The organism is Gemmobacter fulvus, from assembly GCF_018798885.1.
GTDB classification, from domain to species: Bacteria; Pseudomonadota; Alphaproteobacteria; order Rhodobacterales; family Rhodobacteraceae; genus Gemmobacter; species Gemmobacter fulvus.
Genome location: NZ_CP076361.1, coordinates 2,613,328 through 2,638,730 on the forward strand (window position 1 = coordinate 2,613,328; position 25,403 = coordinate 2,638,730).

At 64.1% G+C, this 25,403-nt stretch carries 24 protein-coding genes and 1 other RNA gene; 15 read left to right on the top strand and 10 right to left on the bottom strand.

The window, feature by feature from the left end; translation table 11 throughout:
* Window positions 1-46 precede the first annotated feature (46 nt).
* On the top strand, window positions 47-373 hold the full coding sequence (locus KM031_RS12700; protein WP_215506013.1) for a DUF3775 domain-containing protein: 327 nt from the start codon (window positions 47-49) through the stop codon (window positions 371-373).
* 20 nt (window positions 374-393) lie between these two features.
* On the opposite strand, the gene KM031_RS12705 is transcribed toward KM031_RS12700, so the two are convergent.
* From KM031_RS12705 to KM031_RS12730, 6 genes are all read right to left on the bottom strand, one after another.
* Entirely contained in the window at window positions 394-942 is a 549-nt protein-coding gene (locus KM031_RS12705) for a DUF924 family protein (RefSeq protein WP_260691950.1), read from the bottom strand.
* Entirely contained in the window at window positions 939-2,726 is a 1,788-nt protein-coding gene (locus tag KM031_RS12710) for a monovalent cation:proton antiporter-2 (CPA2) family protein (protein WP_215506015.1), read from the bottom strand. Before KM031_RS12710 ends, KM031_RS12705 begins: the two co-directional genes overlap by 4 nt.
* Before the next feature lie 227 nt (window positions 2,727-2,953).
* An RNA gene (gene ffs, locus KM031_RS12715) (signal recognition particle sRNA small type) lies at window positions 2,954-3,050 on the bottom strand.
* 128 nt (window positions 3,051-3,178) lie between these two features.
* On the bottom strand, window positions 3,179-4,126 hold the full coding sequence (locus KM031_RS12720; RefSeq protein ID WP_215506016.1) for an alpha/beta hydrolase family protein: 948 nt from the start codon (window positions 4,124-4,126) through the stop codon (window positions 3,179-3,181).
* A complete protein-coding gene (locus KM031_RS12725; protein ID WP_215506017.1) occupies window positions 4,126-4,752 on the bottom strand; it encodes an HAD family hydrolase in 627 nt (208 codons plus the stop codon). The genes KM031_RS12720 and KM031_RS12725 overlap by 1 nt, the downstream gene beginning before the upstream one ends.
* A gap of 50 nt (window positions 4,753-4,802) precedes the next feature.
* Window positions 4,803-6,689: a bifunctional 2',3'-cyclic-nucleotide 2'-phosphodiesterase/3'-nucleotidase gene (locus tag KM031_RS12730; RefSeq protein ID WP_215506018.1), complete on the bottom strand. Its 1,887-nt coding sequence runs from the start codon at window positions 6,687-6,689 to the stop codon at window positions 4,803-4,805.
* Between the two features lie 270 nt (window positions 6,690-6,959).
* Here KM031_RS12730 and nudC point away from each other — a divergent pair, with 270 nt between their 5' ends.
* Window positions 6,960-7,913 carry an NAD(+) diphosphatase gene (gene nudC / locus KM031_RS12735; RefSeq protein ID WP_215506019.1) on the top strand — a complete coding sequence of 318 codons (954 nt, stop codon included), beginning with the start codon at window positions 6,960-6,962 and terminating at the stop codon, window positions 7,911-7,913.
* A 69-nt stretch (window positions 7,914-7,982) separates the two neighbouring features.
* Window positions 7,983-8,456, top strand: coding sequence for an SRPBCC family protein (locus KM031_RS12740; protein ID WP_215506020.1), 474 nt, complete (start codon window positions 7,983-7,985; stop codon window positions 8,454-8,456).
* A gap of 42 nt (window positions 8,457-8,498) precedes the next feature.
* Here KM031_RS12740 and KM031_RS12745 read toward each other — a convergent pair whose 3' ends face one another.
* Window positions 8,499-9,332: a prephenate dehydratase gene (locus tag KM031_RS12745; protein ID WP_215506021.1), complete on the bottom strand. Its 834-nt coding sequence runs from the start codon at window positions 9,330-9,332 to the stop codon at window positions 8,499-8,501.
* Window positions 9,333-9,453: 121 nt separating this feature from the next.
* Here KM031_RS12745 and KM031_RS12750 point away from each other — a divergent pair, with 121 nt between their 5' ends.
* From KM031_RS12750 to KM031_RS12775, 6 genes are all read left to right on the top strand, one after another.
* Window positions 9,454-9,969, top strand: a complete 516-nt coding sequence (locus KM031_RS12750; RefSeq protein ID WP_215506022.1) for a c-type cytochrome — start codon at window positions 9,454-9,456, stop codon at window positions 9,967-9,969.
* Window positions 9,970-10,165: 196 nt separating this feature from the next.
* Window positions 10,166-12,064 carry an extracellular solute-binding protein gene (locus KM031_RS12755; protein WP_215506023.1) on the top strand — a complete coding sequence of 633 codons (1,899 nt, stop codon included), beginning with the start codon at window positions 10,166-10,168 and terminating at the stop codon, window positions 12,062-12,064.
* On the top strand, window positions 12,065-13,222 hold the full coding sequence (locus tag KM031_RS12760; RefSeq protein ID WP_215506024.1) for a microcin C ABC transporter permease YejB: 1,158 nt from the start codon (window positions 12,065-12,067) through the stop codon (window positions 13,220-13,222).
* 2 nt (window positions 13,223-13,224) lie between these two features.
* A complete protein-coding gene (locus KM031_RS12765) occupies window positions 13,225-14,331 on the top strand; it encodes an ABC transporter permease (protein WP_215506025.1) in 1,107 nt (368 codons plus the stop codon).
* Window positions 14,328-15,926, top strand: a complete 1,599-nt coding sequence (locus tag KM031_RS12770; protein WP_215506026.1) for an ABC transporter ATP-binding protein — start codon at window positions 14,328-14,330, stop codon at window positions 15,924-15,926. The genes KM031_RS12765 and KM031_RS12770 overlap by 4 nt, the downstream gene beginning before the upstream one ends.
* Window positions 15,923-17,152, top strand: a complete 1,230-nt coding sequence (locus tag KM031_RS12775) for a glycosyltransferase family 4 protein (protein WP_215506027.1) — start codon at window positions 15,923-15,925, stop codon at window positions 17,150-17,152. Before KM031_RS12770 ends, KM031_RS12775 begins: the two co-directional genes overlap by 4 nt.
* A 14-nt stretch (window positions 17,153-17,166) precedes the next feature.
* Here the strand turns inward: KM031_RS12775 and hemN are convergent, their stop codons facing one another.
* Window positions 17,167-18,522, bottom strand: coding sequence for an oxygen-independent coproporphyrinogen III oxidase (gene hemN / locus KM031_RS12780; protein ID WP_215506028.1), 1,356 nt, complete (start codon window positions 18,520-18,522; stop codon window positions 17,167-17,169).
* 72 nt (window positions 18,523-18,594) lie between these two features.
* Between hemN and fnrL the strand changes: the two genes are divergently transcribed.
* Window positions 18,595-19,335, top strand: a complete 741-nt coding sequence (fnrL, locus tag KM031_RS12785; protein WP_246567147.1) for a transcriptional regulator FnrL — start codon at window positions 18,595-18,597, stop codon at window positions 19,333-19,335.
* 131 nt (window positions 19,336-19,466) lie between these two features.
* Here fnrL and KM031_RS12790 read toward each other — a convergent pair whose 3' ends face one another.
* Complete coding sequence (locus KM031_RS12790) at window positions 19,467-20,315, bottom strand: universal stress protein (protein WP_215506029.1); 849 nt, start codon at window positions 20,313-20,315, stop codon at window positions 19,467-19,469.
* 207 nt (window positions 20,316-20,522) lie between these two features.
* Between KM031_RS12790 and ccoN the strand changes: the two genes are divergently transcribed.
* Genes ccoN through ccoP form a run of 4 tightly spaced genes read left to right on the top strand, consistent with a single transcriptional unit; the run spans window position 20,523 to window position 23,974 of the window.
* The gene (ccoN, locus tag KM031_RS12795; RefSeq protein WP_215506030.1) at window positions 20,523-22,121 is read left to right on the top strand and encodes a cytochrome-c oxidase, cbb3-type subunit I; all 1,599 of its coding nucleotides are present in this window, start codon (window positions 20,523-20,525) and stop codon (window positions 22,119-22,121) included.
* A 14-nt stretch (window positions 22,122-22,135) separates the two neighbouring features.
* Window positions 22,136-22,861, top strand: coding sequence for a cytochrome-c oxidase, cbb3-type subunit II (gene ccoO / locus KM031_RS12800; protein WP_215506031.1), 726 nt, complete (start codon window positions 22,136-22,138; stop codon window positions 22,859-22,861).
* Window positions 22,862-22,873: 12 nt separating this feature from the next.
* Window positions 22,874-23,083, top strand: a complete 210-nt coding sequence (locus tag KM031_RS12805; RefSeq protein ID WP_215506032.1) for a cbb3-type cytochrome c oxidase subunit 3 — start codon at window positions 22,874-22,876, stop codon at window positions 23,081-23,083.
* A gap of 3 nt (window positions 23,084-23,086) precedes the next feature.
* Window positions 23,087-23,974, top strand: a complete 888-nt coding sequence (gene ccoP / locus KM031_RS12810) for a cytochrome-c oxidase, cbb3-type subunit III (RefSeq protein WP_215506033.1) — start codon at window positions 23,087-23,089, stop codon at window positions 23,972-23,974.
* A gap of 67 nt (window positions 23,975-24,041) precedes the next feature.
* Here ccoP and KM031_RS12815 read toward each other — a convergent pair whose 3' ends face one another.
* Complete coding sequence (locus KM031_RS12815) at window positions 24,042-24,191, bottom strand: hypothetical protein (RefSeq protein ID WP_215506034.1); 150 nt, start codon at window positions 24,189-24,191, stop codon at window positions 24,042-24,044.
* Between the two features lie 99 nt (window positions 24,192-24,290).
* Here KM031_RS12815 and KM031_RS12820 point away from each other — a divergent pair, with 99 nt between their 5' ends.
* Window positions 24,291-25,178, top strand: a complete 888-nt coding sequence (locus KM031_RS12820; RefSeq protein ID WP_215506035.1) for a LysR family transcriptional regulator — start codon at window positions 24,291-24,293, stop codon at window positions 25,176-25,178.
* Window positions 25,179-25,403: the final 225 nt, after the last annotated feature.

The window sequence follows — 25,403 nt, forward strand, 5'->3', positions numbered from 1 at the left end:
CAAATGCCATGCCACAGGCGCAGCATGGTGCCGAAGGAGTTGACCGATGTTAGAGATCAGTCCCGCCAAAGTGGCCCATATCATCTATCAATCCCGCGAAGGGCGGATGGGCGAGGGCGAATTGCACGCCTTCATCGCCGGACTGAACGAAGATGAACAGGCGCATCTGGTGGCGCTGGCCTGGGTCGGGCGCGGTGTGTATGAGGCGGATGATTTTCAGGAAGCGGTGAATACCGCCTTTACCGAACGCAGCGCGCCAACCGACCGCTATCTGATGGGGATGCCACATCTGGCCGAAAATCTGGAAGCCGGGCTGGAGGCGATGGGGCTGGATGTGACAGAGGTCGAGAATGATTTTCTGCGCGATCATTGAGCCTTTGGGCCGCGCATCGCTCAGCCGGAAAAGCCCCCCGCCGCAAGGAATGTGAGTTCCGCGTCGGTCGACTGCCTGCCCAGAATGGCGTTGCGATGCGGGAAGCGCCCGAATTGGCGGATGATGTCACGATGCCCCTCGGCATGGTCCAGCCAGGGCTGACCAAGCCGGGCATTGAGCTGCACCGACAGATCCTGATCGGCAAGATCTTCGGAATGGGCGAAGGGCAGCGCAAAGAACAGGCGCAGATCCGCCTCCACCTCTGCCATATGCCCGCGCTGTTCGGCCTCTCGCGCCAGCAGGCGCGCAAGACCATCGGTGGCATACATATGCCCGGTGCCGCGAAAGGCGTTGCGCGGAAACTGGTCCAGCAGGATCATCAGCGCCAGCGCCCCTTCGGCAGAGGGGATCCAGCCATCACAGGCGCGGGCGGCGGCGCGCAGATGCAGATCCAGAAAGGTCGCGCGGAAACGGGCATCAAAGGCGGGATCCTTGCGGAACCACGCCTCATCCCGGCCCGCCGCGCGCCAGAAGTCGATGACGCGGCGCGCCTCGGCCCTGTCTGTCACTGCGCCGGCTCCGCCAGATCCTTGTTGCCATGCAGCATCGACCGCCCGGCATAGATGCCGCCGACACATTCCATGGCAAAGCGTTCAATGTCACGGCCCCGGATTGCCGTCATCACGTCATCCGCCTCCTCCGGGGCATCGCCCAGCCGGATCAGGGCCTCGCGCCCGATCACCAGCGCACTTTCCAGCGTCTCGCGGATCTGGAACTCCACCCCCGCCTTCACAAGATCCAGCGCATGTTCCCGGTCGAAGGCGCGTGCCAGCACCGGCACCAGCGGAAACTCTGCCTTGGCCAGTTCGGCGATCTTGGTGACGGCTTCGCGGCTGTTCGGGGCGGCAATGATCAGGCTGGCCTCGGCGGCCCCCGCTGCGTGCAGGATATCCAGCCGCGTGCCATCGCCATACCAGACCTTGAAGCCGAAATCGCCCGCATCACGGATGGCCTGCGCATCGGTGTCGATGATCGACAGGCTGTGACCGCGCGCCAGCAAGGGCTGGCTGATGATCTGGCCCATGCGCCCGAAGCCGATCAGCAGCACCCGCGCGCTCAGCTCTTCCACCGCGTCCACGCCATCCATCGCGGCGGTGGCCTTGGGGCCAAAGCGGTCATGCAGGAGGATCATCAGGGGTGTCAGCGCCATGGAGACGATGATGATGGCGGTCAGCACCGCATTGGCCGCGCCGTCAATGATGCCGACCTGCGTGGCGGTGGCATATAGCACGAAGGCAAATTCGCCGCCCTGCGCCATCAGCACCGCGCGTTCCAGTGCCTCGCCATGCCCGGCGCGGGTCATCCGCGCCACGCCATAGATGACCCCCATCTTCAGGATGACATAGGCGGGCACACAGATGGCAATCAGCCCCCAGTTCGCGGCAATCGTGGTCAGATCCAGCGCCATGCCGACGCCGAGGAAAAAGAGGCCGAGCAGCAGGCCGCGGAACGGCTCCACATCCGCCTCAAGCTGATGGCGGAACGAGGATTCCGACAGCAGCACCCCGGCGAGGAAGGCGCCCATGGCCATTGACAGCCCACCCGCCTGCATCAGCACCGCCGCCCCCAGAACCACCAGCAGGGCTGCGGCTGTCATCACCTCGCGCGCGCCGAACCGGGCCAGCAGCCGGAACATCGGGTCCAGCAGATAGCGCCCGGCCAGCACCAGCGCCGCAATCGCCGCCAGCCCCATGGCAACGCCGGTCAGCCGGTCTGCCACTGTCACCTCGGCGCCACCGGGGGCCAGAAAGGCCACCAGAGCCAGCAGGGGCACGATCGCCAGATCCTCCAGCAGCAGGATCGCCACAATGCGCCGCCCCTTGGGCAGGGCCATCTGGCCGCGCTCTTCCAGCATCTGCATCACGATTGCGGTGGAGGTCAGCACAAAGCCTGTGCCCGCGACGAAGCTTTGCGCAATCGGAAAGCCAAGCGCCAGCCCGACGCAGGTCAGCGCCGCGATGGCCCCGGCCACCTGAACCAGCCCGAGGCCAAAGATCTCGCCCCGCATCGCCCAAAGACGCGAGGGCTGCATTTCAAGGCCGATGATGAACAGGAACAGCACGACGCCCAGTTCCGCCACATGGATGATCGATTGCGCATCCTGAAAGACACCCAGCCCTAACGGCCCGATCACCAGACCGGCGGCCAGATAGCCCAGCACGGATCCAAGCCCCAGCCGCCGGAACAGCGGCACAGCAATCACAGCTGCGGCCAGCAGGACCACAACGCTGACCAGATCCGTACCCCCATGGTGCCCCGCCGCCTCTGCCGCTGCCACCGCTTCGCCTGCCATGCCGTCACCCCTTCAAGATTGCACATCACCCACACCGATCCGGCCACCACCCAAAAGGCCAGCATCGGCGCGTCACGCACAGGCCTATAACCCGCTTTCGTGACGCAAACCCATAGGGTGCGAAAAATCAATGGCCCGCGTTGCAGGGCCAGTGTCTTTTGCAGAAGAGGTGGGGATTTGACCTGCTCCCGGATGCAATGATGCGCATCCATATGGCGGGAAGGGAGGGTGAGAGGCTGGACAACGACCCAAGCGGGGCTCGTTACGGCTGCTTCCTTCCGGACCTGACCGGGTTGGCGAGGCGCTCGCCCGCGCCAACCTCTCACCGCCCAGATAGGGCAGCGCGGCGGGGAATGCAAGGGGGCTGGCGTGGCAAAGCGTGGCCGCCGGGGCGGGCATCGAACCCGCCCCGGCGGCATTGCTATGGGATGCGGGCCGCGACGGAGCGGGGATCAGCGGGGCAGGGCGGCCAGAAACCCGGCCAGCAGTGCCGAGAACCGCGCGGGTTCTGCCGCGCGGCTTTGCAGGTGATCGCCACGGGTGTGCAGAAAAGTGGTTTGCCCCTGCCGCGCCGCCAGCAGGGCAAAGCTGGTCTCCTTGGGCACGATCCGGTCGGCAGAGCCGTGGAACAGCAGCACCGGGCCGGGGAAGGCGGCCAGCACCGGAATCACCTGTGCCTGACCGAGATTGACCCCATGGGTCAGCGCGAAGGCGGGGAGGGCAAGGCGGGTGCCCAAGCTGCGCAGCGGCAGGCCCAGCCGGTCGGTGACATGGGCGAGGACTATGGGGAAATCCAGCGCCGGGGCATCCAGCACCACGGCTGCCACATCCGCCGCCAGATCGGAACGGGCCAGAAACTGGCCAATGATGCCACCGCCCATCGACGCACCGACCAGCACCACCTTTTGCACGCCCTGTGCCTGCAAGGCGATCATGGCGGCCTCGAGATCCTGCCATTCCGTCAGGCCGAAGCTGCGCAGGCCATCGGGGGCAGCGGGGGCCCCGGCATCGTTGCGATAGGTGATCAGCAGCGTCGGCAGGCCTGCGGCGTGCAATTCGCGCAGATAGGCATACCCATCCTCACGCGCGCCACCGATCCCATGCACGAAAATCGCGCCCAGCTGCGCCTGTTCCGCCCCCGGCACCAGCCACGCGGGGGCGGGGCCGAGCGGTGTGTCCACCGTCAGTTCAGTGAAAGGCAGGCCAAGTGCGCGGCTGGGATCGCCCCGGTAGCCGAGGGTCAGAGGATCGGTGATCTCTGCCGCCTCGGGCGCTGCAAAGGCGCGCCCGCTGAGCACCTCGACCATCAGGCGATGGGTAAACCATGTGGCACCGACCACCGCCAGCAACAGCAGCACAAATGCGGTGACCAGCAGGCGGCGTGGCCAGCGGCGGCGCATCAGATCAGCCCCACCCGCCGCGCGCCATCCAGCAGCGAGGCGGCGACGTGATCCGCATGGCGGCCATCGGTCGGCAGCACATCGGGCACCTGCACGACCACACAGCCCGCCGCCTTGGCCGCTGCCGCGCCGGTTTCGCTGTCTTCAAACACCACACAGCGGGCCGGGGCGACGCCCAGCTTGGCCGCTGTCAGCAGGTAGGGTTCGGGATGGGGTTTGGCGGTCTGCACATCATCCAGCGTCACCACATGGGCAAAGGCATCGGCCAGCCCGGCCAGCCCCAGCTTGTAATGCGCGCTGTCCCGCCCGGAGGAGGTGCAGAGCGCGCGGGGTTGGCGCAGCAGGCCCAGCAGTTCAAACACACCGGGCTTCAGCGGCAGGTTGCGGGCGATTTCGGCCTCGAATCCGCTGCGCCACAGGCGGTTCAGGGCGACAAGGTCCAGATCGGGATGGGCCGCCCGCAAGATCGCATCGCCCGAGGTGACATCCTTGCCGATCAGGCTGTGGAACACCGTTTCGTCCAGCGGCGCATCCAGCGCGGCAAAGGCCGCGCGCCCGGTACGGAGCGCCACGCTTTCGGTATCAATCAGCGTGCCATCCAGATCGAAGATCACCGCATCGAACATCGCGTTTTCCTTTTTTCTGTGGCCGCGTCTGTGGTGTTCCGTCTAGCGGATCACAGATGCAGACGGAAGCGGGCAAAACCTTCGTCGGTCTGGCCCAGCAATTGCGGGGTGAAATGCGCGATGTCGGCCAGATAGGGCAGGGCGGCGGGGGCGGTGTCATAGGTGACGGTTGTGCCGGGCATCGGTTGAAAACGGGCGGTTCCGGCGGGCAACGGCGATGCCACCGGGGCCTGTGCGATGAAACGCAGCAGCACATCGCGGATCGGCATCCGCCCTACATCGACCAGCCGCTCGGGCCGCGCGCCGGAGTACCCGCCACAGCCTGCCGCGCGATAGCTGTTGGTCGCCAGCAGGAATTCGGCCTGCGGCGGGATCGGCTGGCCCTGAAACCGCAGATTTTGCACCCGCTGCGCCTCAGGGTGCCGCAGCGCGCCATGGCGGTCGTAGCGGGCCGGTTGTGTCAGGTCGATCTCGAAGCTGAGGCCAAGGATGCAGTCGTGATTGTAGCTGGGAAAATCCTCGTCGATCAGCGGATGATCCTGCGCTCCGGGCGGGATGCGCTGAAACAGGCCCATCGCGTTTTCCAGCCAATCCGCCAGATCGGCCCCGGTCAGGCGCAGTGCGGCGATGGTATTGGGAAAGATATACAGATCGGCGGCATGGCGCAGCGCCATCTTGCCCGCCGGAATTTCGGTATAATTCTGCGGCCCGCCGCGCCCACCCGCCTTGAACGGCGAGACGGCGGATAGGATCGGCAAGGCCGCCTCGGGCCGCCCGGCCACCTGTTGCGCCACATGCTGTGCCTGCGCCTGCGCCACCAGCGCCAGCGCGGGGCTGGGGGCGATGGTGGCAAAAAAGCTGTGCAGGGCCATGGTGGTGTTGCCGATGGCGCGGCGGGTATAGGCGACGGTGGCCGCGTGATCCTCGCGCATGTCGGCCAGAATTTCGGGCACGGCATCCGGGTTCGCGGCGAGAACCGAACGCGCTTCGACCTGAAACCCCTCAACCTGCCACCCTTGTGCCGAATGGCGCAGATTTAGGTCGATCACCCCCAGATGCGAGCCGTTGAACCCCGGCATCACCACCGGCGTGCCGCAGATCATGCCGCGCGTGGCGTCGATCAGTTGCATCCCTGCAAAGGCAGCGGACGGAAAAATCAGATGGCTGTGCCCGGCGATGATCGCATCAATGCCGGGCACCTGCGCCAGGGCCGTGGTGGCGTTTTCGGCGCAGGGGCCGGCCTCGGCCACACCGATCCCCGAATGGGACAGGGCCACCACGATGTCGGCCCCGGCCTGCCGCAGCCGGGGCACAAGGGCGGTCGCCACCTCCACGATGCCGCGCGTCTGCAGCCGCCCGTCCAGCCACTGCCTGTCCCATTGCACGATCTGCGGCGGCGCAAAGCCGATGACGCCGATGCATAGCGGGAGGCTTTGGCCGCGGTCATCGGTGATCTGGCGGCGGATCAGGCAATAGGGCGGCAGCAGCGTGTCATCTGCCTCCGGGCTGGCGCCCAGCCGCCGTGCGATATTGGCCGAGACCACGGGAAACTGCGCCCCCGCGAGGGCCTGCATCAGCGCCTCAAGCCCGTAGTTGAATTCGTGATTGCCCAGAGTCGCCGCGTCATAGCCGATGCGGTTCATCACGCGAATCGCCGGGTGCAGATGCCCTTGCCCCAGAACGCCGGGCTGCATGACATAATCGCCCATCGGATTGCCCTGCAGGAAATCGCCATTGTCGAGCAGAACACAGCAGTCCACCTCGCGCCGGGCGGCAGCCACCAGCGCCGCCGTATGCGCAAGCCCGGTGCCGGGGCAGGGTCTGTCGGCATAGTAATCATAGCCCAGCAGATGCACATGCAGATCCGAAGTGCCCAATATGCGCAACCGGGCATGGCTGCTGTGTCCGGTCGCATCGGGAAGGGCGGTGGCGGTCAAGGGAAATCCAGTCGTTCAATCTCAGGCCGCAAAAGGCGGATCAAAAAGCTTGAGGCAACAAAAAAATCGTAACGCGCACAAGGGACTGGACTTTGAAATCGATTGCGCTGTCAACGCGCATTTTGTGCCAGTGGAACATCTTGCGGTTGCGCGTTGCGGCAATGTCACCGTGGTCGTGGGGCCACCTTGGCATCGGGATGGCGCTGTGGATTTACAGCGCGGGCTGGCCTGTGCCACATCACGCAGGGCAACGGCAGAAGGAATGGGCGGATGCGTCTGGCAGAAACGGTGACATTCGGCGGCTCTGGCCTCGACCGGGCAGCGCATCTGCGCGGCGATAAGACCGAGATGGCCCGCCGCCTTGCGACCGGGCGTGTCCTGCCGCTGTGGCGCGGCAAGCCGCTACTGGCAGATGCGGGCACGCTGGGCTGGCTTGAGGCCGGTCATCCGGCGCTGGCGCATGGGCGCGCGCCGGTGTTTCTGGGCTGCGACGCCGGGCAGGATTGTTTCGCGCAGGATATTTCCGACTGGACGCCCGAAGCCGGGGCCGAGGCGGTGGAGCACGGGTTCTTCGATGCGTCAGAGCAGCGCCACCCGGCCCTGCCCGCCACATGGGTCTTTGCCGAATTGCGCGGTGTGATGGCCGCGCTGACGCCCCGCGCGGCAGAACTGGCGGCCACGGCGCGGGCGATCCTGCACTGGCACCGCAGTCACGGCTTCTGTGCCACCTGTGGGGCCGCGTCCGACATGGCGATGGCGGGCTGGCAGCGCAGTTGCCCGGCCTGCGGCGCGCAGCATTTTCCGCGCACCGATCCGGTGGTCATCATGCTGGTGACGCATGGCAACCGCGTGTTGCTCGGGCGCTCCGGTGGGTGGCCCGAGGGCATGTATTCCTGCCTTGCCGGCTTTGTGGAGCCGGGCGAGACGATCGAGGCCGCCGTGCGGCGCGAAGTGCTGGAAGAGGCGGGCGTCCGCATCGGGCCTGTGCGCTATCTGGCCAGCCAGCCCTGGCCCTTCCCCGCCTCGCTGATGATCGGCTGTGCCGCCGAGGCGCTGAGCACCGACATCACGCTGGATCCAGCGGAACTGGAGGATGCGCTCTGGCTTGGACGCGAAGAGGTGTTGCAGTCCTTCAACGGCGAGCATCCGCAGATCCGCCCGGCAAGAAAGGGGTCGATTGCCCATTTCCTGCTGTGGAACTGGCTTGCAGATCGGCTCGATTGAGTCGAAAAAAGACAAGGTCAGCATCTGGGCCGAACCTGCGGGTTCAAGGTCGGAACAGCAGGAAGCAGTATGAAACTCAGCACCCGTGAAGATATCGAAGCGCCGCTTGACTATGTGTTTGGCGCCTTTGCCGATACCGAAGGGTGGGAACGCGCGGCGATGCGGCGCGGGGCCGAGGTGACGCGAGCCGACCGTCTGCGCACGCCCGGCCCGGGCATGGCGTGGAATGTGGGCTTCGATTACCGGGGCAAACCCCGGCGTCTGAACATCAAGCTGGCCAGCATCGACGCGCCGAATGCGCTGGGGTTCCAGCTGAGCGCCAGTTCGGTCGATGGCAATGTGTCGATTGAATTCGTTGAACTTTCTGCGCGGCGTACAAGGGTCAGCTTTGGCACCGAATTCAAGGCGCGCAGTCTGGCGGCGCGGGTGTTCCTGCAATCGCTGAAACTGGCCAAGGGCAAGATCGAACGCAAGTTCGAAACCCGCGTCGCGCAACTGTGCAACGAAATCGAAGACCGCTATCGCACCAGCCAGAAGCGCTGACGCCGGACGCGCAGGCCGGGCCATCGGCCCGGCGCACGGCCCTCAGGCGCGGCTGGGATCGGCCGGATAGACGCCCAGAATATCGCAGGCGCTGGTGAAATACCGCAGTTCGTCCAGCGCGCGCGCCACATTCGCATCGTCGGGATGGCCCTCGATGTCGGCGTAGAACTCGGTCGCGGTGAAGCTGCCGCCCACCATGTAGCTTTCCAGCTTGGTCATGTTGACGCCATTGGTGGCAAAGCCGCCCATAGCCTTGTAAAGCGCCGCCGGAATGTTGCGCACCCGGAAGGTGAAGGTGGTCATCATCGGCCCGGGCCCGCGCCGCGCGCTGTCCAGCGCCCGCGACATCACCAGAAAGCGGGTGGTGTTGTTCGACTGATCCTCGATCTGCCGCGCCACCACATCCAGCCCGTAGATTTCGCCCGCCAGTTCCGACGCCAGCGCGCCGATGGCCGGATCACCCTTTTCTGCCACGATCTTGGCCGAACCTGCGGTATCGGCCCCGGTCAGGGCGCGCAGGTTGTGCTGTTTCAGGAACGACCGGCACTGGCCCAGCAGCACGGTATGGCTCATCGCGGCGGTGATCTTGTCCAGCGGTGTGCCCGGCAGCGCCAGCAGGTTGATGTGGACGCGCACAAAGGCCTCGTCGATGATCCGCAGCCCCGAGCCGGGCAGCAGCGAGTGGATGTCGGCCACGCGGCCATAGGTGGAATTCTCCACCGGCAGCATCGCCAGATCCACGTCGCCGGTGCGGCACAGCTCGATTGCGTCCTCGAAGGTGCGGCAGGGCACCGCCTCCATGCCGGGGCGGGCCTGACGGCACGCCTCGTGGGAATAGGCCCCGAGTTCGCCCTGAAACGAGATCCGCCCTGCCATAGTGTCACACTCCGTGGTCAATTCGCCGCATTTGCGCATTTGGTCGCGCTACTACACCTTGAAACCAGAGGGGGGAAGCGGATAGAAGCCCCATCAGCGATAAGCCAAGGTAGGACGCGACATGTTCGACACGATGACTTCAACCAAGGTGCTGGGCGCGGTCTGCGGGTCGCTTCTGGTCTTTCTTCTGGGCAACTGGGCGGCGGATTCGCTCTATTCCATGGAGGGTGGCCATGGCGGCGAGGAAACTCAAAGCTATGTGATCGCCGTCGAGGACAGCGGTGCCGCTGCTGCCGTCGAAGAAGGCCCGGCCTTTGCCGATCTTTATGCCGCAGCCGATGTGGCCGCGGGCGAGAAAGCCTTTGCCAAATGCAAGGCCTGCCACAAGGTCGACGGGACCGATGGCACCGGCCCGCATCTGAACGGGGTTGTGGGGCGCGCCAAGGCCGCTGCCGCAGGGTTTGGTTATTCCGACGTGCTGAAGGGCATGGCCGCCGACAGCTGGACCCCGGAAAATCTGGATGCCTTCCTCGAAAACCCCAAAGGCTATGCGCCGGGCACCAAGATGTCCTTCGCCGGTCTGCCCAAGGTGCAGGACCGTGCCAACCTGATCGCATGGCTGGCAACGCAGCCCTGATCGTTGCTCTAGACCGATGTCGTCTCTGGGCCACCCCTTGCGGGTGGCCTTTTGCTTTTTGGGGCGGGCAGGCGGGTTTGGGTGGGCAGGCGGGCACAATCGCGGCGAATTCACGCAATCGCGCCTTGAGGGGGCGGGATTTTCCGTTACTCTCTGGCGTCAAAGCCGCGGAGCCGGCCGAACCGAGGAGAGCCGCATGACCAGACCCCGCAGTGTCGCCATTTCCCGCCAGCCGCAGCCTGCGCTGTGGCACTGGCTTGGCGGCGGACTGGCCGTGGTTTCTGTCGGGCTGTTCGCCACTCTGGCGCGGGCCGAGGCGCCGACCATCGTGGCGCATGGCATCTCCACCTTCGGGGATCTGAAATATCCGGCGGATTTCAAACATTTCGATCTGGTCAATCCCGATGCGCCCAAGGGCGGGCGGATGACCTTCCGGGGCACCGGGGCCAGTTCCACCTTTGACAGCCTCAACCCGTTCATCCTGAAGGGCGAGGCGGCGCAGGGGCTGGGTATGCTGTACGACAGCCTGCTGAGCGGATCGCCCGACGAGCCGGATGCGGGTTATGGCCTGATTGCCGAAAGTCTGGAATATCCCGAGGACCGCAGCTGGGTCACCTTCACCATGCGGCCCGAGGCGCGCTTTTCCGATGGCGCACCGATCACCGCCGATGATGTGGTCTTCACCTATGAGGTGCTGCGCGACAAGGGCGAGCCGTCTTACAAGGTGATCCTGAAAGACATCGAAAAGGTCGAGGCGCTGGGGCCGCACAAGGTGAAGTTCACCTTCAGGCCGGGCGTCGCCACCCGCGATCTGCCCGCGCTGGCCGGGGGGCTGAGCATCCTGCCGCGCCATTATTACGAGACGGTGGATTTCGCGGAATCGACGCTGACCCCACCAGTCGGCTCCGGTCAGTTTCTGGTAAAGAACGTGCAGCCGGGCCGGTCGATCGAATATTGCCGCAATCCCGATTACTGGGGCAAAGCGCTGCCGGTGAATATCGGATCGGCCAATTTCGATTGTTATGTCTATGAATATTACTCGGATACCACCGCCGCGTTCGAGGCGTTCAAATCCGGCGGCTATCTGTTCCAGCAAGAGTTTTCGTCGCTGATCTGGGCCACCGCCTATGACTTTCCGGCGCTGACCAAAGGCTGGGTCAAGCGCGAGGAACTGGCCGACAACAACCCGTCGGGCACGCAAGGCTACTGGTTCAACCTGCGGCGCGAGAAGTTTCAGGACGAGCGCGTGCGTCAGGCCCTGGGCATGATGTTCAACTTCGAATGGTCGAACGAGACGCTGTTCTTTGGCCTCTACAAACGTACCGACAGCTTCTTTGAAAACTCGCCGCTTCAGGCCGAAGGGCTGCCCGAGGGCGAGGAACTGGCCCTGCTGGAGGAATTCCGCGACCAGTTGCCACCCGAGATCTTCACCGAACCCGCCTTCTCGCCCGAGATCAGCAGCACACGGCAGCTGGATCGCGGCGCGCTGCGCAAGGCCTCGGCGCTGATGGATGCGGCAGGCTGGGCCGTGGGCAGCGACGGGATGCGCCGCAATGCCAAGGGCGAGAAGTTCACGCTGGAATTCATCGAAGACCAGCCCTCGATGGACCGGGTGCTGAACCCCTATATCGCCAACCTGCGGGCGCTGGGCATTGATGCCCGGCTGACCCGGGTGGATTCGGCGCAGATCCAGCAGCGGCAGGAAGATTTCAACTATGACATCATGGCGGGCCGCTTCGTGATGTCGCTGACCCCGTCGATGGAGCTGCGCCAGATTTTCGCCTCGGAATCGGCCAATGCTAAAGGCTCGGCCAATCTGTCGGGGCTGGCGGATCCGGTGGTGGATGCGCTGATCGAAAAGCTGGTTCAGGCCAAAAGCCGCGACGAGGTGCAGGTGCGCGCGCGGGCGCTGGACCGGGTGATGCGGGCCAAGCATATCTGGGTGCCCAACTGGTACAGCGGCAAATATCTGGTCGCCTATTGGGATATTTTCGGCAAACCCGACCAGCAGCCGCCCTATTCGCGCGGTGACGGGCTGTGGTGGTCGGATGCCGACAAGCTGGGCAAGCTGAAAGCCGAAGGGGCGCTCCGCTAAATGGGCGCCTATATCCTTCGACGGTTTCTGCTGATCATCCCGACGCTGTTCGGGATCATGCTGATCAACTTCGCGCTGACGCAATTTGTGCCGGGGGGGCCGGTGGAGCAGGTTCTGGCCCGACTCGACGGGGCAGGGGATGCGTTCCAGAGCATTTCCGGCAGCGGCGATGCGGGTATCGAAGCTTCGGGCGGCGGCTCGGGCGACAATGGTTATATCGGCGCGCGGGGCCTGCCGCCCGAATTCATTGACGAGCTGGAAACCCAGTTCGGCTTTGCGCGCATCCTGTGCGAGGAAGGTTATACCGGCAAACCCAGCACCGCCGCGCCGGAATGTCGCAAGGAAATGATTCCGCTGCTGGAACGCTTTGGCATCATGATGGGCAATTACCTGCGCTTCGATTTCGGCGAAAGTTACTTCCGCTCCATCGGGGTGGTTGACCTGGTGCTGGAAAAGATGCCGGTCTCGATCAGCCTTGGCCTGTGGTCGACGCTGATCGCCTATCTGATCTCGATTCCGCTGGGCATCCGCAAGGCGATGCGTGACGGATCCAGCTTTGATACCTGGACATCGGGGGTGATCATCGTCGGCTATGCCATCCCCGGTTTTCTGTTCGCCATCCTGCTCTTGGTGCTGTTCGCCGGGGGTTCTTACTGGCAATGGTTCCCGCTGCGCGGCCTCACCTCGGACAATTGGGAGGGGCTGAGCCTCTGGGGCAAGATCGTCGATTACGCCTGGCATATGGTGCTGCCGGTCACCGCCTCGACGATTTCCAGCTTTGCCACGCTGACGTTGCTGACCAAGAACAGCTTTCTCGATGAAATCCGCAAGCAATATGTGATGACGGCGCGCGCCAAGGGCCTGTCAGAGGCGCGGGTGCTCTATGGTCATGTGTTCCGCAATGCCATGCTGATCGTGATTGCCAGCTTTCCGTCAATCTTCATCAGCGTGTTCTTTGGCGGCTCGCTCATCATCGAAACCATCTTTTCGCTGGATGGGCTGGGGCGGCTGGGCTTCGAGGCGGCGGTGAACCGGGATTATCCGGTGCTGTTCGGTACGCTGTTCATCTTTGGCCTGATGGGGCTGGTGGTCGGCATCCTGTCGGATCTGATGTATGTCTGGGTCGATCCCCGCATTGATTTCGAGCGGAGGGGCTGATCATGGTGTTATCCCCGCTCAATCAGCGCCGCTGGCGCAATTTCAAGGCCAATCGCCGCGCCTTCTGGTCGCTGTGGATCTTTGCTGTGCTGTTCGGGCTGACGCTCTGCGCCGAACTGCTGGCGAATGACCGGCCTTTGCTGGTCAGCCACAAGGGCGAATATTACACGCCCTTCCTGAAGTTTTACCCCGAAACCGCTTTTGGTGGTGATTTTCAGACCGAGGCAACCTACCGCGATGTCGAGGTGCAATGCCTGATCGTGTCGCAGGGGGCCGAGGCCTGCTGGGATGACCCCGAGGGGATTCTGGCCGAGGCCAAAGGCGGCACGGTGGAAGGGGCGGCGATCACGCCGGGCTGGATGCTCTGGGCGCCGATCCCCTACAGCTACAACACCATCAACGACATCGGCGGCGCAGCGCCATCGTCCCCTGACAGCCGTCACTGGCTGGGCACCGATGACACCGCCCGCGATGTGCTGGCGCGGGTGATCTACGGCTTCCGCCTGTCGGTGGCCTTCGCGCTGATCGTCACGGCGCTGACCTCGCTGATCGGTGTCGCCGCAGGCGCGGTGCAGGGGTATTTCGGCGGCTGGGTCGATCTGGTGTTCCAGCGCGTGATCGAGATATGGGGGGCCACGCCGACGCTTTACGTCATCATCATCGTCGCTGCGATCTGGCAGATGAACTTCTGGCTGCTGGTCGGGCTGATGGTGCTGTTCGGCTGGACCTCGCTGATCGGCGTGGTGCGGGCCGAATTCCTCAGGGCGCGCAATTTTGAATATGTGCGCGCCGCGCGGGCGCTGGGGGTGAAGGACCGGGTGATCATGTTCCGCCATGTGCTGCCCAATGCCATGGTCGCCACGCTGACCATGCTGCCCTTTCTGGTCACCGGCACCATCGGCAGTCTGGCCGCGCTGGACTTTCTGGGCTTCGGCCTGCCCGCCTCGGCCCCGAGTCTGGGCGAGATGACACAGCAGGCCAAGCAGAACCTGCAAGCGCCCTGGCTGGCCTTTACCGCCTTTTTCACCTTCGCGCTGATGCTGTCGTTGCTGGTCTTTATCTTCGAAGGCGTGCGCGATGCCTTTGACCCAAGGAAAACCTTCAGATGAGCGTCCTTGACGTCAAAAACCTCAACATCCGCTTCCGGCAGGATGGTCGGGTGATCCATGCGGTGCGCGGGGTCAGCTTTACCGTCGGCAAGGGCGAAACCGTGGCGCTGGTGGGCGAAAGCGGCTCCGGCAAATCGGTGACAGCACTGTCCACCGTGGCGCTGCTGCCCGATTCCGCGCAGCTGGATGGCTCTATCACCTATAATGGCACGCAGATGCTGGGCGCGGCAGAACCCGATCTGCGCCGCATCCGCGGCAATGACATCAGCTTTATCTTTCAGGAGCCGATGACCAGCCTGAACCCGCTGCACACGATCGAGCGGCAGTTGGGCGAAAGCCTTGCCCTGCATCAGGGGCTGACCGGAGCCGCCGCCCGCGCGCGTATTCTTGAGTTGCTGAACAAGGTCGGTATCCGCGACGCGGAAAGCCGGTTGTCCGCCTATCCGCATCAGCTTTCGGGCGGGCAGCGGCAGCGGGTGATGATCGCGATGGCGTTGGCCAATGGGCCGGAGCTGCTGATTGCCGATGAACCGACCACCGCCCTTGATGTGACGATCCAGGCGCAGATCCTGGATCTGCTGGCCGATCTGAAAGCGCGCGAAGGGCTGAGCCTGCTGTTCATCACCCATGACCTTGGCATCGTGCGCCGCATCGCCGACCGGGTCTGCGTGATGAAGGATGGTGAAATCGTCGAACAGGGCCTGGCTGCCGAGCTCTTCGCCAATCCGCAGCACCCCTATACGCAAAAGCTTCTGGCTGCCGAACCGCAGGGCCGCCCGGATCCGGTGCCCGCCACCGCCGCCGAAATCGTCAGCACCGAACATCTGAAAGTGTGGTTCCCGATCCATTCGGGCTTTCTGCGCAAGGTCACCGGCCATGTGAAGGCGGTGAATGACGCCTCGCTGTCGGTGCGGGCGGGGGAAACGCTGGGCATCGTGGGCGAAAGCGGGTCGGGCAAGACCACGCTGGCGCTGGCCATCATGCGGCTGATCGCGTCGGAAGGGCGGATCCGCTTTCTGGGGCAGGACATTCACAGCTGGCGCCCCGGCCAGATGCGCGCCCTGCGCCGCGACATGCAGATCGTGTTTCAGGATCCTTACGGCAGTCTCAGCCCGCGCATGACGGTGGAACAGATCATTGCCGAAGGGCTTGGCGTGCATGGGCTGGAACCCGGGCGCAACCGGCGCGATATGGTGGCCGAAATCATGGCCGAGGTCGGTCTGGATCCCGCCGCCATGCAGCGCTATCCGCACGAATTTTCGGGTGGACAGCGGCAACGCATCGCCATTGCGCGCGCCATGATCCTGCGCCCCAGGCTGGTGGTGCTGGACGAGCCGACCTCGGCCCTTGATATGACGGTGCAGGTGCAGATCGTGGATCTGCTGCGCGATCTGCAACGCAAATGGGGGCTGGCCTATCTGTTCATCAGCCACGATCTGCGGGTGGTGCGGGCGCTGTCGCACAAGGTCATCGTCATGCGCAACGGCGATGTGGTCGAGGCGGGGGCGGGCGATGCCGTGTTTGAGACGCCGCAAAGTGATTACACCAGAACCCTGATGGCAGCGGCCTTTGGCGCTGCACGAGGCTTGTCATGAAGATCCTGTTTGTTCACCAGAATTTCCCCGGCCAGTTCCTGCATCTGGCCCCGGCGCTTCAGGCGCGCGGCCATGAGTGCCTGGCGTTGACCGATTCCGGCAATACCCGCGCCTCCTCCATCCCGGTGATGAAATACCGCCATGCCGGCCCCACCCCCGATCCGCAGGCCTGTCGGCTGGGCCGTAACTACACTCAGATGAGCGACCGTGGCGTGACGGTCGCCCGCGCCGCCCTGCAATTGCGCGAAAAGGGCTATGTGCCCGATGTGATCTTCGGCCATTCCGGCTGGGGCGAAACGCTGTTTCTGAAAGAGGTCTGGCCCGAAGCCAAGCTGCTGGTCTATGCCGAGTTCTATTACAAGGGGCGGGGGGCCGATGTCGGCTTTGATCCCGAATTCGATACGCCCAGCTTTGATCAGGTGATGATCGCGCAGGGGCGCACCGCGCATCTGGGGCAGGCGCTGCTGCATGCCGATGCCGGATTGTCGCCGACGCGCTGGCAGGCCTGCACCTATCCGCCGATCCTGCGCGACCGGATAGAAGTGATCTTCGACGGCGTGGACACCGATGTGATGCGGCCCGATGCCACCGCCAGTGTCAGCCTGCCCAATGGCAGGGTGCTCAAGGCCGGGGACGAGGTGCTGACCTTCGTGAACCGCAATCTGGAACCCTATCGCGGTTATCACACCTTCATGCGGGCGCTGCCCGCGATCATGGCGGCCCGCCCCGAGGCGCAGGTCGTCGTCGTCGGGGGCGACGAGGTGAGTTATGGCCGCGCCCCGGCGGATGGCAAAAGCTGGAAACAGATCTTTCTGGCCGAGGTGGAGGGTCAGATCGACCCGAACCGCCTGCATTTCCTCGGCAAGGTGCCTTATCCGACCTTCGTGTCACTGATGCAGGTCAGCCGCGTCCACGCTTATCTGACTTATCCTTTCGTGCTGTCCTGGTCGATGCTGGAGGCGATGAGTGCGGGCTGCCTCGTGATCGGCTCGCGCACGGCACCGGTGGCCGAACTGATCGAAGATGGCGTGAACGGGCGGCTGGTCGATTTCTTCGATGCGCCCGGCTGGGCGCGTCTGGTCACCCGCGCGCTCAGCAATCCGGGCCGGTTCGACCATCTGCGGCGCAAGGCCCGCGAAACGATCCTGACCGGCTATGATCTGAAGACCGTCTGCCTGCCGCGCATGATCGACTGGGTGGAACGGCACGGCCCCGCGCGGGGCTGAGCCGCCCGGCCCGCTCAGACCGCTGCGGAATGCTGCGCTTTCGAGGCGTCATAGCCATCAAAGGCGCGGGCCACCATGCGGGTCAGGGGCCTTGCCTGCATGGGTAGCGAAAGCCCCTCGGAGTCGATGCTGACCATCTCGCCGAACTGCACTTTCGCCTTGGCGAACAGCGCGTCCAGCAGGGCGGCACTGGCCCCATATTGCGCCATCAGCTCTGCCCGGCTGACCCGGAAATCACACATCAGCGCCTCGATGATGCGCCCGCGCAGCAGATCCTCGCCCGCAAAGGCGTGGCCGCGATGGGTGGTGAACCGGCCCGCCCGCACCGCCTTGGTATAATCCGAGGTGCCCGAGACATTCTGCGCATAGCCCTGCGGAAAGCGCGAGATGCTGGAGGCTCCAAGCCCGATCAGCACCTCTGCCGTGTCATCGGTATACCCCTGGAAATTCCGCCGCAGCCTGCCTTGACGCGCCGCCACTGCCAGACCATCGTCGGGGCGGGCAAAATGGTCGATGCCGATGGCCTGATAGCCGTCCCATTCGAACAGCCGCGCCGCAGTCTCTGACAGGCGCAGACGTTCCTGCGGGGTCGGGATGGTGTCTGACGGGATCATCTGTTGGCGGCGGCTCATCCACGGCACATGGGCATAGCCATAGAGTGCTACCCGATCCGGCGCGAGGCTCAGCAGTTTCTGCACCGAATCCGCAATGCGCGCCTGCGTCTGATGCGGCAGGCCATACAGGATATCGGCGTTCAGGCTGCGCACCCCGCGCGCGCGGATCATATCGGCAACCTGCCGGGTCAGCTCGTAGGACTGGATCCGCCCGATGCTGCGCTGAATATCCGGGTCGAAATCCTGCACCCCGATCGAGGCACGGTTCATGCCACAGGCCGCCAGCGCATCCAGACGCGGCCCATCCACCTCATCGGGGTCGATCTCCACCGAAAATTCGGCATCCGGCCCCAGCGGCACCGCATCAAAAATGGTGTCGGCCAGATCGCGGATCATGTCGGGCTGCAACAGGGTCGGCGTGCCACCGCCCCAGTGCAACCGGCTCAGCATGATGCCGGGGGCCAGACGCGCCTTCAGCAACGCAATCTCGGCCTTCAGCGTCTCGACATAGGCGCGCACCGGCGCATCGGTCGAGGTGCCCTGAGTGCGGCAGGCGCAAAACCAGCACAGCCTGCGGCAGAAGGGCACATGCAGATAAAGCGAAATGGCGGTGCCTGCCGGGATCTCTTCGATCCAGCGGGTGAAGAGGTCGGGGGTGACGGCACTGCCGAATTGCGGGGCCGTGGGGTAACTTGTGTACCTCGGCACCCGCGCATCAAAAAGCCCGAGCCGTGTGAGTTGCGATTCCGTGTCCATGCGGCTAGAGTTAGCAGGGCAGGGCCGCTGTCAGCCTTGATGCAGATCAACTTCAGGAAGGCCGGGATCCCGATGCAAGACATGCACCCTGTGCATCACGATTGCGGGGATTGCCCGATCCGCCACCGGGCCGTCTGCGCACGATGTGATGCCGATGAATTGCTTCGGCTGGAGCAGATCAAATATTACCGCAGCTATCAGGCTGGTCAGACGGTGATCTGGTCCGGCGACCGGATGGATTTCGTGGCCTCGGTCGTGACCGGCATCGCTACGCTGACCCAGACGATGGAAGATGGCCGCCGTCAGATGGTGGGGCTGTTGCTGCCGTCGGATTTTGTCGGCCGTCCGGGCCGCGCGACCGCCGCCTATGATGTGACGGCGACAACCGATCTTGTGATGTGCTGCTTCCGGAAGAAACCCTTCGAAGACATGATGCTGTCGACACCGCATATCGGCCAGCGCCTGCTGGAGATGACGCTGGACGAGCTGGACGCCGCCCGCGAATGGATGCTGTTGCTGGGCCGCAAGACCGCGCGCGAAAAGATCGCCTCGCTGCTGGCGATCATCGCGCGGCGCGATGCCACGCTGCGGGTCAAGACCGCCAAGGGCGCTTTGGTGTTCGATCTGCCGCTGACGCGCGAGGAAATGGCGGATTATCTGGGCCTGACCTTGGAAACCGTCAGCCGTCAGATGTCGGCCCTCAAACGCGACGGGGTGATCGTGCTGGATGGCAAACGCCATGTCACCATCCCCGATCTCGATCTCCTGCTGGAAGAAGCCGGCGATGACAGCGATGGCGGGATGCCCGAATAAGGCAGCACCACCCCTGCAACTTGCATTTTGCAAAAATATTTAAAAAAACACCGAGGCTTTCGCGTCCTGCGCGAAGGCCGAGAGATGGCAGCGCGGGGCCCGGCAGGGCCCCGCACCGCTGGATGACCGGGTCAATGCGCCATCAGCACCGGCAGTTCGGCCTGTTCCAGCATGTTGCGGGTGGCCCCGCCCAGAATGGCCTCGCGGAACCGGCTGTGGCCATAGGCCCCCATCACCAGCAGATCGGCATTCATGTCGCGCAGATGCCGGGTCAGCACATCGGCGATGCGCGGCATGGTGCGCGCCAGCACCGAAACCTCGGCCTTCACGCCATGGCGCACCAGCATCTGACACAGCGCTCCGCCGGGGTCAGAGCGTTCGGGGCCGTGCTGCGGCGGATCAATCACGGTGATATTCACCGTCTGCGCACGTTTCAGCAGCGGCAGGGCGCGGCGCACCGCCACCATGGCCTCGCGGCTCTGGTTCCAGCCGATCACGATCCGGCGGGGCAGCTCTACGCTGGCAGGGCTGTCGGGCAGCACCAGGACCGGGGCCTGCCCTTCGAACAGCGCGGCCTCCAGCGCCGCCTCGGCTTCCGAGCCACGCCCCTTGCCATAGGGTTTCGGCAAGACCACCAGATCGGCAAAGCGGGCGCGCAGCGCCACCAGATCACCCAGCCCGCCGGTCTGGGCCACCACGGTTTCCACCGACCAGCGCAGATTGACGGGTTGCAGGGTGGCCGCGGCACGCGCCGCCGTCTCGGCGCTGCGGGCATCGGCTTCGGCGCGGTCCATGGCGATCTGCAACAGAACCCCGCCGCCTGTCCCGACATAGGAATAGCCGATCTGCGTGCGGTCGATCCCCAGACACAGGATATCCAGATGTGCATCCAGCGCCAGGGCAAGCTGTGCGGCGGCCCCCACGGTGGTGGCGGCTTCCTCGGCGGATGTCACGATGGTTGTCAGCGTTTTGTAAGCCATGGCCAGATCTCCTCGGCGGATCGTTATATCTCCAGCATAGTCATCGGGGCAGAGTGCCGCATTGACCTCGATCAAGCGACAGGCTCCATAGGTTGACATGGATCAAGGCCACTGGCGGCTGCATCTGCGAAAGCGGGACGGTCAAAAAGTGCCCGGCTGGCTCGCCTCTCCCCTGAGTCGGACCGGGACAAGACGAAGGGACGCAAAATGTGGGATTACGTTAAACTGGTCGTGCTTGGCCTTGTCGCGGTCTTTGCCGCGATTGCGGCCAATTATGCACTCGACCCCGCCTATATGGTGAACGCGATCGTTGTCATGCTTGCGGCTGGCATCACCTTTCTCTGGGTGCTGCGCCGTATGGGTGAGCCGGTCTTCGCCTCCGCCAATGAATATAATGACGGCGTTGTGCGCGCCGGGGTCATCGCCACCTCATTCTGGGGTGTGGTGGGCTTTCTGGTGGGCGTGGTCATCGCCTTTCAGCTCGCCTTCCCGTCGCTGAACATTCCGGGGATCGAAGGCGTTCTGAACTTCGGCCGGTTGCGGCCGCTGCACACCAGTGCCGTGATTTTCGCCTTTGGCGGCAATGCCCTGATCATGTCGGCCTTCTACATCGTGCAGCGCACCTGCGCCACGCGGCTGTGGGGCGGCAATCTGGGCTGGTTCGTGTTCTGGGGCTGGCAGCTGATGATCGTGCTGGCCGCCACCTCTTATGTGCTGGGCGGCACCCAGTCCAAGGAATATGCTGAAACCGTCTGGTATATCGACTGGTGGATCGTGGTTGTCTGGGTCAGCTTCCTGCTGGTGTTCATGGGCACACTGATCAACCGCAAGGAGCCGCATATCTATGTGGCCAACTGGTTCCTGCTGTCGATGATCATCACCGTGGCCATGCTGCATGTGGTGAACAACCTCGCCGTTCCGGTGAACATGTTCAGCTCCAAATCCGTGTCTCTGTTCGGCGGCGTGCAGGATGCCATGACGCAATGGTGGTATGGCCACAATGCCGTGGGCTTCTTCCTGACCGCGGGCTTCCTGGGCATGATGTATTATTTCGTGCCGAAACAGGCCGAACGCCCGGTGTTCAGCTACAAGCTGTCGATCATCCACTTCTGGGCGCTGATCTTCCTGTATATCTGGGCCGGTCCGCACCACCTGCACTATACCGCGCTGCCGGAATGGGCCGCGACGCTGGGCATGGTGTTCTCGATCATGCTGTGGATGCCGTCCTGGGGGGGCATGATCAACGGTCTGATGACGCTGTCGGGCGCCTGGGACAAGCTGCGCACCGATCCGATCATCCGCATGATGGTGGTCTCCATCGGCTTTTACGGCATGTCGACCTTCGAAGGCCCGATGATGTCGATCAAGGCGGTGAACTCGCTGTCGCATTACACTGACTGGACCATCGGCCACGTCCATTCCGGCGCGCTCGGCTGGAACGGCATGATCACCTTCGGCGCGCTGTATTTCCTGACGCCGCGCCTGTGGAACCGCGAAGGGCTGTATAGCCTCAAGCTGGTCAGCTGGCACTTCTGGCTCGCCACCATCGGCATCGTTCTCTACGCCTCGGCCATGTGGGTCACCGGCATCATGGAGGGCCTGATGTGGCGCGAAGTGGATGCAAACGGCTTCCTCGTGAACGCCTTCGCCGATACCGTTGCCGCCAAGTTCCCGATGTATGTGGTGCGCGGACTGGGTGGGGTCATGTTCCTCGCCGGGGCCATGATCATGTGCTACAACCTGTGGATGACCGTGCGTGCCGTGCCTGCAAAGGCACCGCAGGCATCGGCTGTCCCCGCTGAATAAGGGAGGGAACAGTCATGGCTTTTCTCGACAAACACAAAGTCATCGAAACCCACGCCACGCTGCTGCTGGTGCTGTCGTTCCTGGTGGTGACCATCGGCGGGCTGGTGCAGATCGTGCCGCTGTTCTACCTGGAAAACACCATCGAAAAGGTTGAAGGGGTGCGCCCCTACAGCCCGATGGAACTGGCAGGCCGCGAGATCTATGTGCGCGAAGGCTGCTATGTCTGCCACAGCCAGATGATCCGCCCGATGCGCGACGAGGTGGAGCGGTATGGCCATTACAGCCTTGCTGCGGAATCGATGTATGACCATCCGTTCCAATGGGGTTCCAAACGCACCGGGCCGGATCTGGCACGGGTCGGCGGGCGCTATTCGGATGAATGGCATGTCGATCACCTGATGGATCCGCAATCGGTGGTGCCGGAATCGGTGATGCCCAAATACGAATACCTGATGGGCAACAAGTTGGATGGCGCGCATGTCGCGGATTCCATGTGGGCCAATCAGGTGGTGGGCGTGCCCTATACCGACGAGATGATGCAGAATGCGGTGGCGGATTTCGCGGCGCAGGCCGATCCCAATGCCGACAGTGAAGGCCTTCTGGCCCGCTATCCCGGCGCGCAGGTGCGTAACTTTGACGGGCAGGCGGCTGTGACGGAAATGGATGCGCTGATCGCCTATCTGCAAGTTCTGGGCACGATGGTCGATTTCTCGACCTTCCAGCCCGATCCGAACCGCTGAGGAGGGGAAGTGATGGATACCTATTCTTTCCTGCGGCATTTTGCCGACAGCTGGATGCTCTTGCTGATGACCGCGCTGTTCGTGGGCATCGTGGTGTTTGCCTTCCGCCCCGGCAGCCGCAGCGTGCAGGATGATGCCGCCAACTCGATCTTCCGCAACGAAAAGCGCCCGGCGCGCGATCCTGCGGAAGCCCCGGTCCGCCGCAATAGCAAGGAGGCGTGAGACATGTGCGCCAAGCAAGTGAAGAAACCCGGCGAGGTTGAAACCACCGGCCATGAATGGGACGGCATCCGGGAACTCGACAATCCGATGCCGCGCTGGTGGCTGTATACCTTCTACCTGACCATCATCTGGGCCATCGGTTATACCTTCTTTTACCCGGCTTGGCCGCTGGTCACCTCGGCCACGCAGGGGCTGTGGGGCGGCACGGCGGCGGGCAATCCGCGTCTGGCCGTGGTCGAAGAGATCAAGCGCTTCGATGATGCCAATGCGCCGATCAAGGCCAAACTGGTGGCAGCAGATCTGAACGCCATTGCCACCGACCCGGAGCTGGAGGGCTATGCCAAATCCGCCGGGGCGGCAGTGTTCAAGACCTGGTGCGCCCAGTGCCATGGCGCCGGGGCTGCGGGTGTGCAGGCGGGGGGCTACCCCAACCTGCTCGACGATGACTGGCTTTGGGGCGGGGATATGGAATCGATCCATCTGACCGTGACCCATGGCATCCGCAACACCACCGATGCCGATGCGCGCTATTCGGAAATGCCGAAGTTCGGGGTCGATGGCCTGCTGGAGAAACCGCAGATTGCCGAGGTCGTGGAATATGTTCTGCAGATTTCGGGCCAAGAGCATGATGCGGCACTGGCAACCGCAGGGGCGACGGTGTTTGCCGACAATTGCGCCGCCTGCCATATGGAAGACGGCTCTGGCGACCGGGCGCAGGGGGCCCCCAAGCTGACCGATGCGGTCTGGCTTTACGGTGGCGACCGCGATAAGCTGATCGAGACGGTCACCTATGCCCGTTTCGGGGTGATGCCGAACTGGAACACGCGCCTGTCGGAAGACGAGATCCGGGCCGTGTCGACCTATGTTCACAGCCTTGGTGGCGGCGAATAAGCTTCCGTCCCACAGAATCGAAAAGGCCCCCGGCGTGCCGGGGGCCTTTTTGCTTTGCCCGCCATGCTTAACGTCCGAACCAGCATTGCGGATGCGTGATGCGGCCCTGCCAGAAATATTCATCCTCCAGCCGCCGCTGTTCGGCCAGACGTTCGCGGCTGTTGCGCGGCTCCAGCCGGGTGGCGATCATCAGGCTTTGTGCAAGAATACCTAACATTTTTCTCTCCTTCATCTCTGCGTCCTTCTTGATTGATGCCATTTTAAAGCTGAACATGCGACTCAGCGTTTTTTGCAATATGTAAGGCAGGCTTTCACGATGGAATGGCGCGGCTTCCCTCCGCTTTCAGCGCTGCGCGCCTTTGCGGCCTTTGCACAGGCGCCGACGCTGGATCAGGCGGGCGCGTTGATCGGCGTGACTCATGCCGCCATCAGCCAGCAGATCCGCGCGCTGGAAACGCAGATGGGGGTGGCGCTGGTGGATCGGGGCGGGCGCAGGCTGGCGCTGACCGACGAGGGGCGGCGGCTGGCCGAGGCGCTGGAGGCGGGCTTTGGCCAGATCGCCACGGTGGTTGCCGAACTGACCGGCAGCGATGGCAGCCGCCCGCTGCGCATCACCACAACGCCGTCTTTTGCCAGCGGCTGGTTGCTGCCACGGCTGCCCGAATTCCGGGCGCAGCATCCGGGCATTGATCTGGTGATCGACCCCGCGCCGGAACAACGTGACATCGGGCGCGAGGCCGATGTGGGCCTGCGCTACGGCAATGGCGACTGGCCGGGGCTGGAGGCGCGGCTGGTGCTGCGCTCGTCGGTGGTGGTGGTGGCCTCGCCCGGTCTGGTTCCCGCAGACGGGCCGCAGGATGCCGCGCATCTGGCAAAGCTGCCCTGGTTGCAGGAGCCGGGCACCAATGAGGTGACAGGCTTTCTGCAACAATACGGCCTGACACGCGAAAAACGTGCGGGCATGATTTCCCTGCCCGGCAACATGATGCTGGATGCGGCGCGCGACGGGCAGGGGGTTGCGGTGGTGGCGCGGGCCTTCGTGCTGGCCGATCTGGCGGCGGGGCGGTTGCGGCTGCTGCACGAGGACAAGGAGCATGAAGGCTATTTTCTGGTCACCCGTCCCGGTGTTCTGCGCCCGCCGCTCAAGGCCTTTGCGCAATGGGTGCTGCGGCAAGCGGACGCAGGGCCGGGGCAGGCCATTTGACACAGGTCAAGGCGCGCAGGCCCGGCGCATGACAGAAGAAGGGCGTCAGGCCGCAACGCTTGGCATCGGCACCGCCGCCCCATCCTGTTCGCGCGTTTCCTAGGGGTGGCGGTGCCGTTTCATGCCTTTGCCAGTGGCATGACCTCAATCGCCCCCCCTTTACCCGATGATGCGGCCATTCGGCACAGGCAGGCAGGATCCGCCCGGAATTGCAGGCTTTATTGG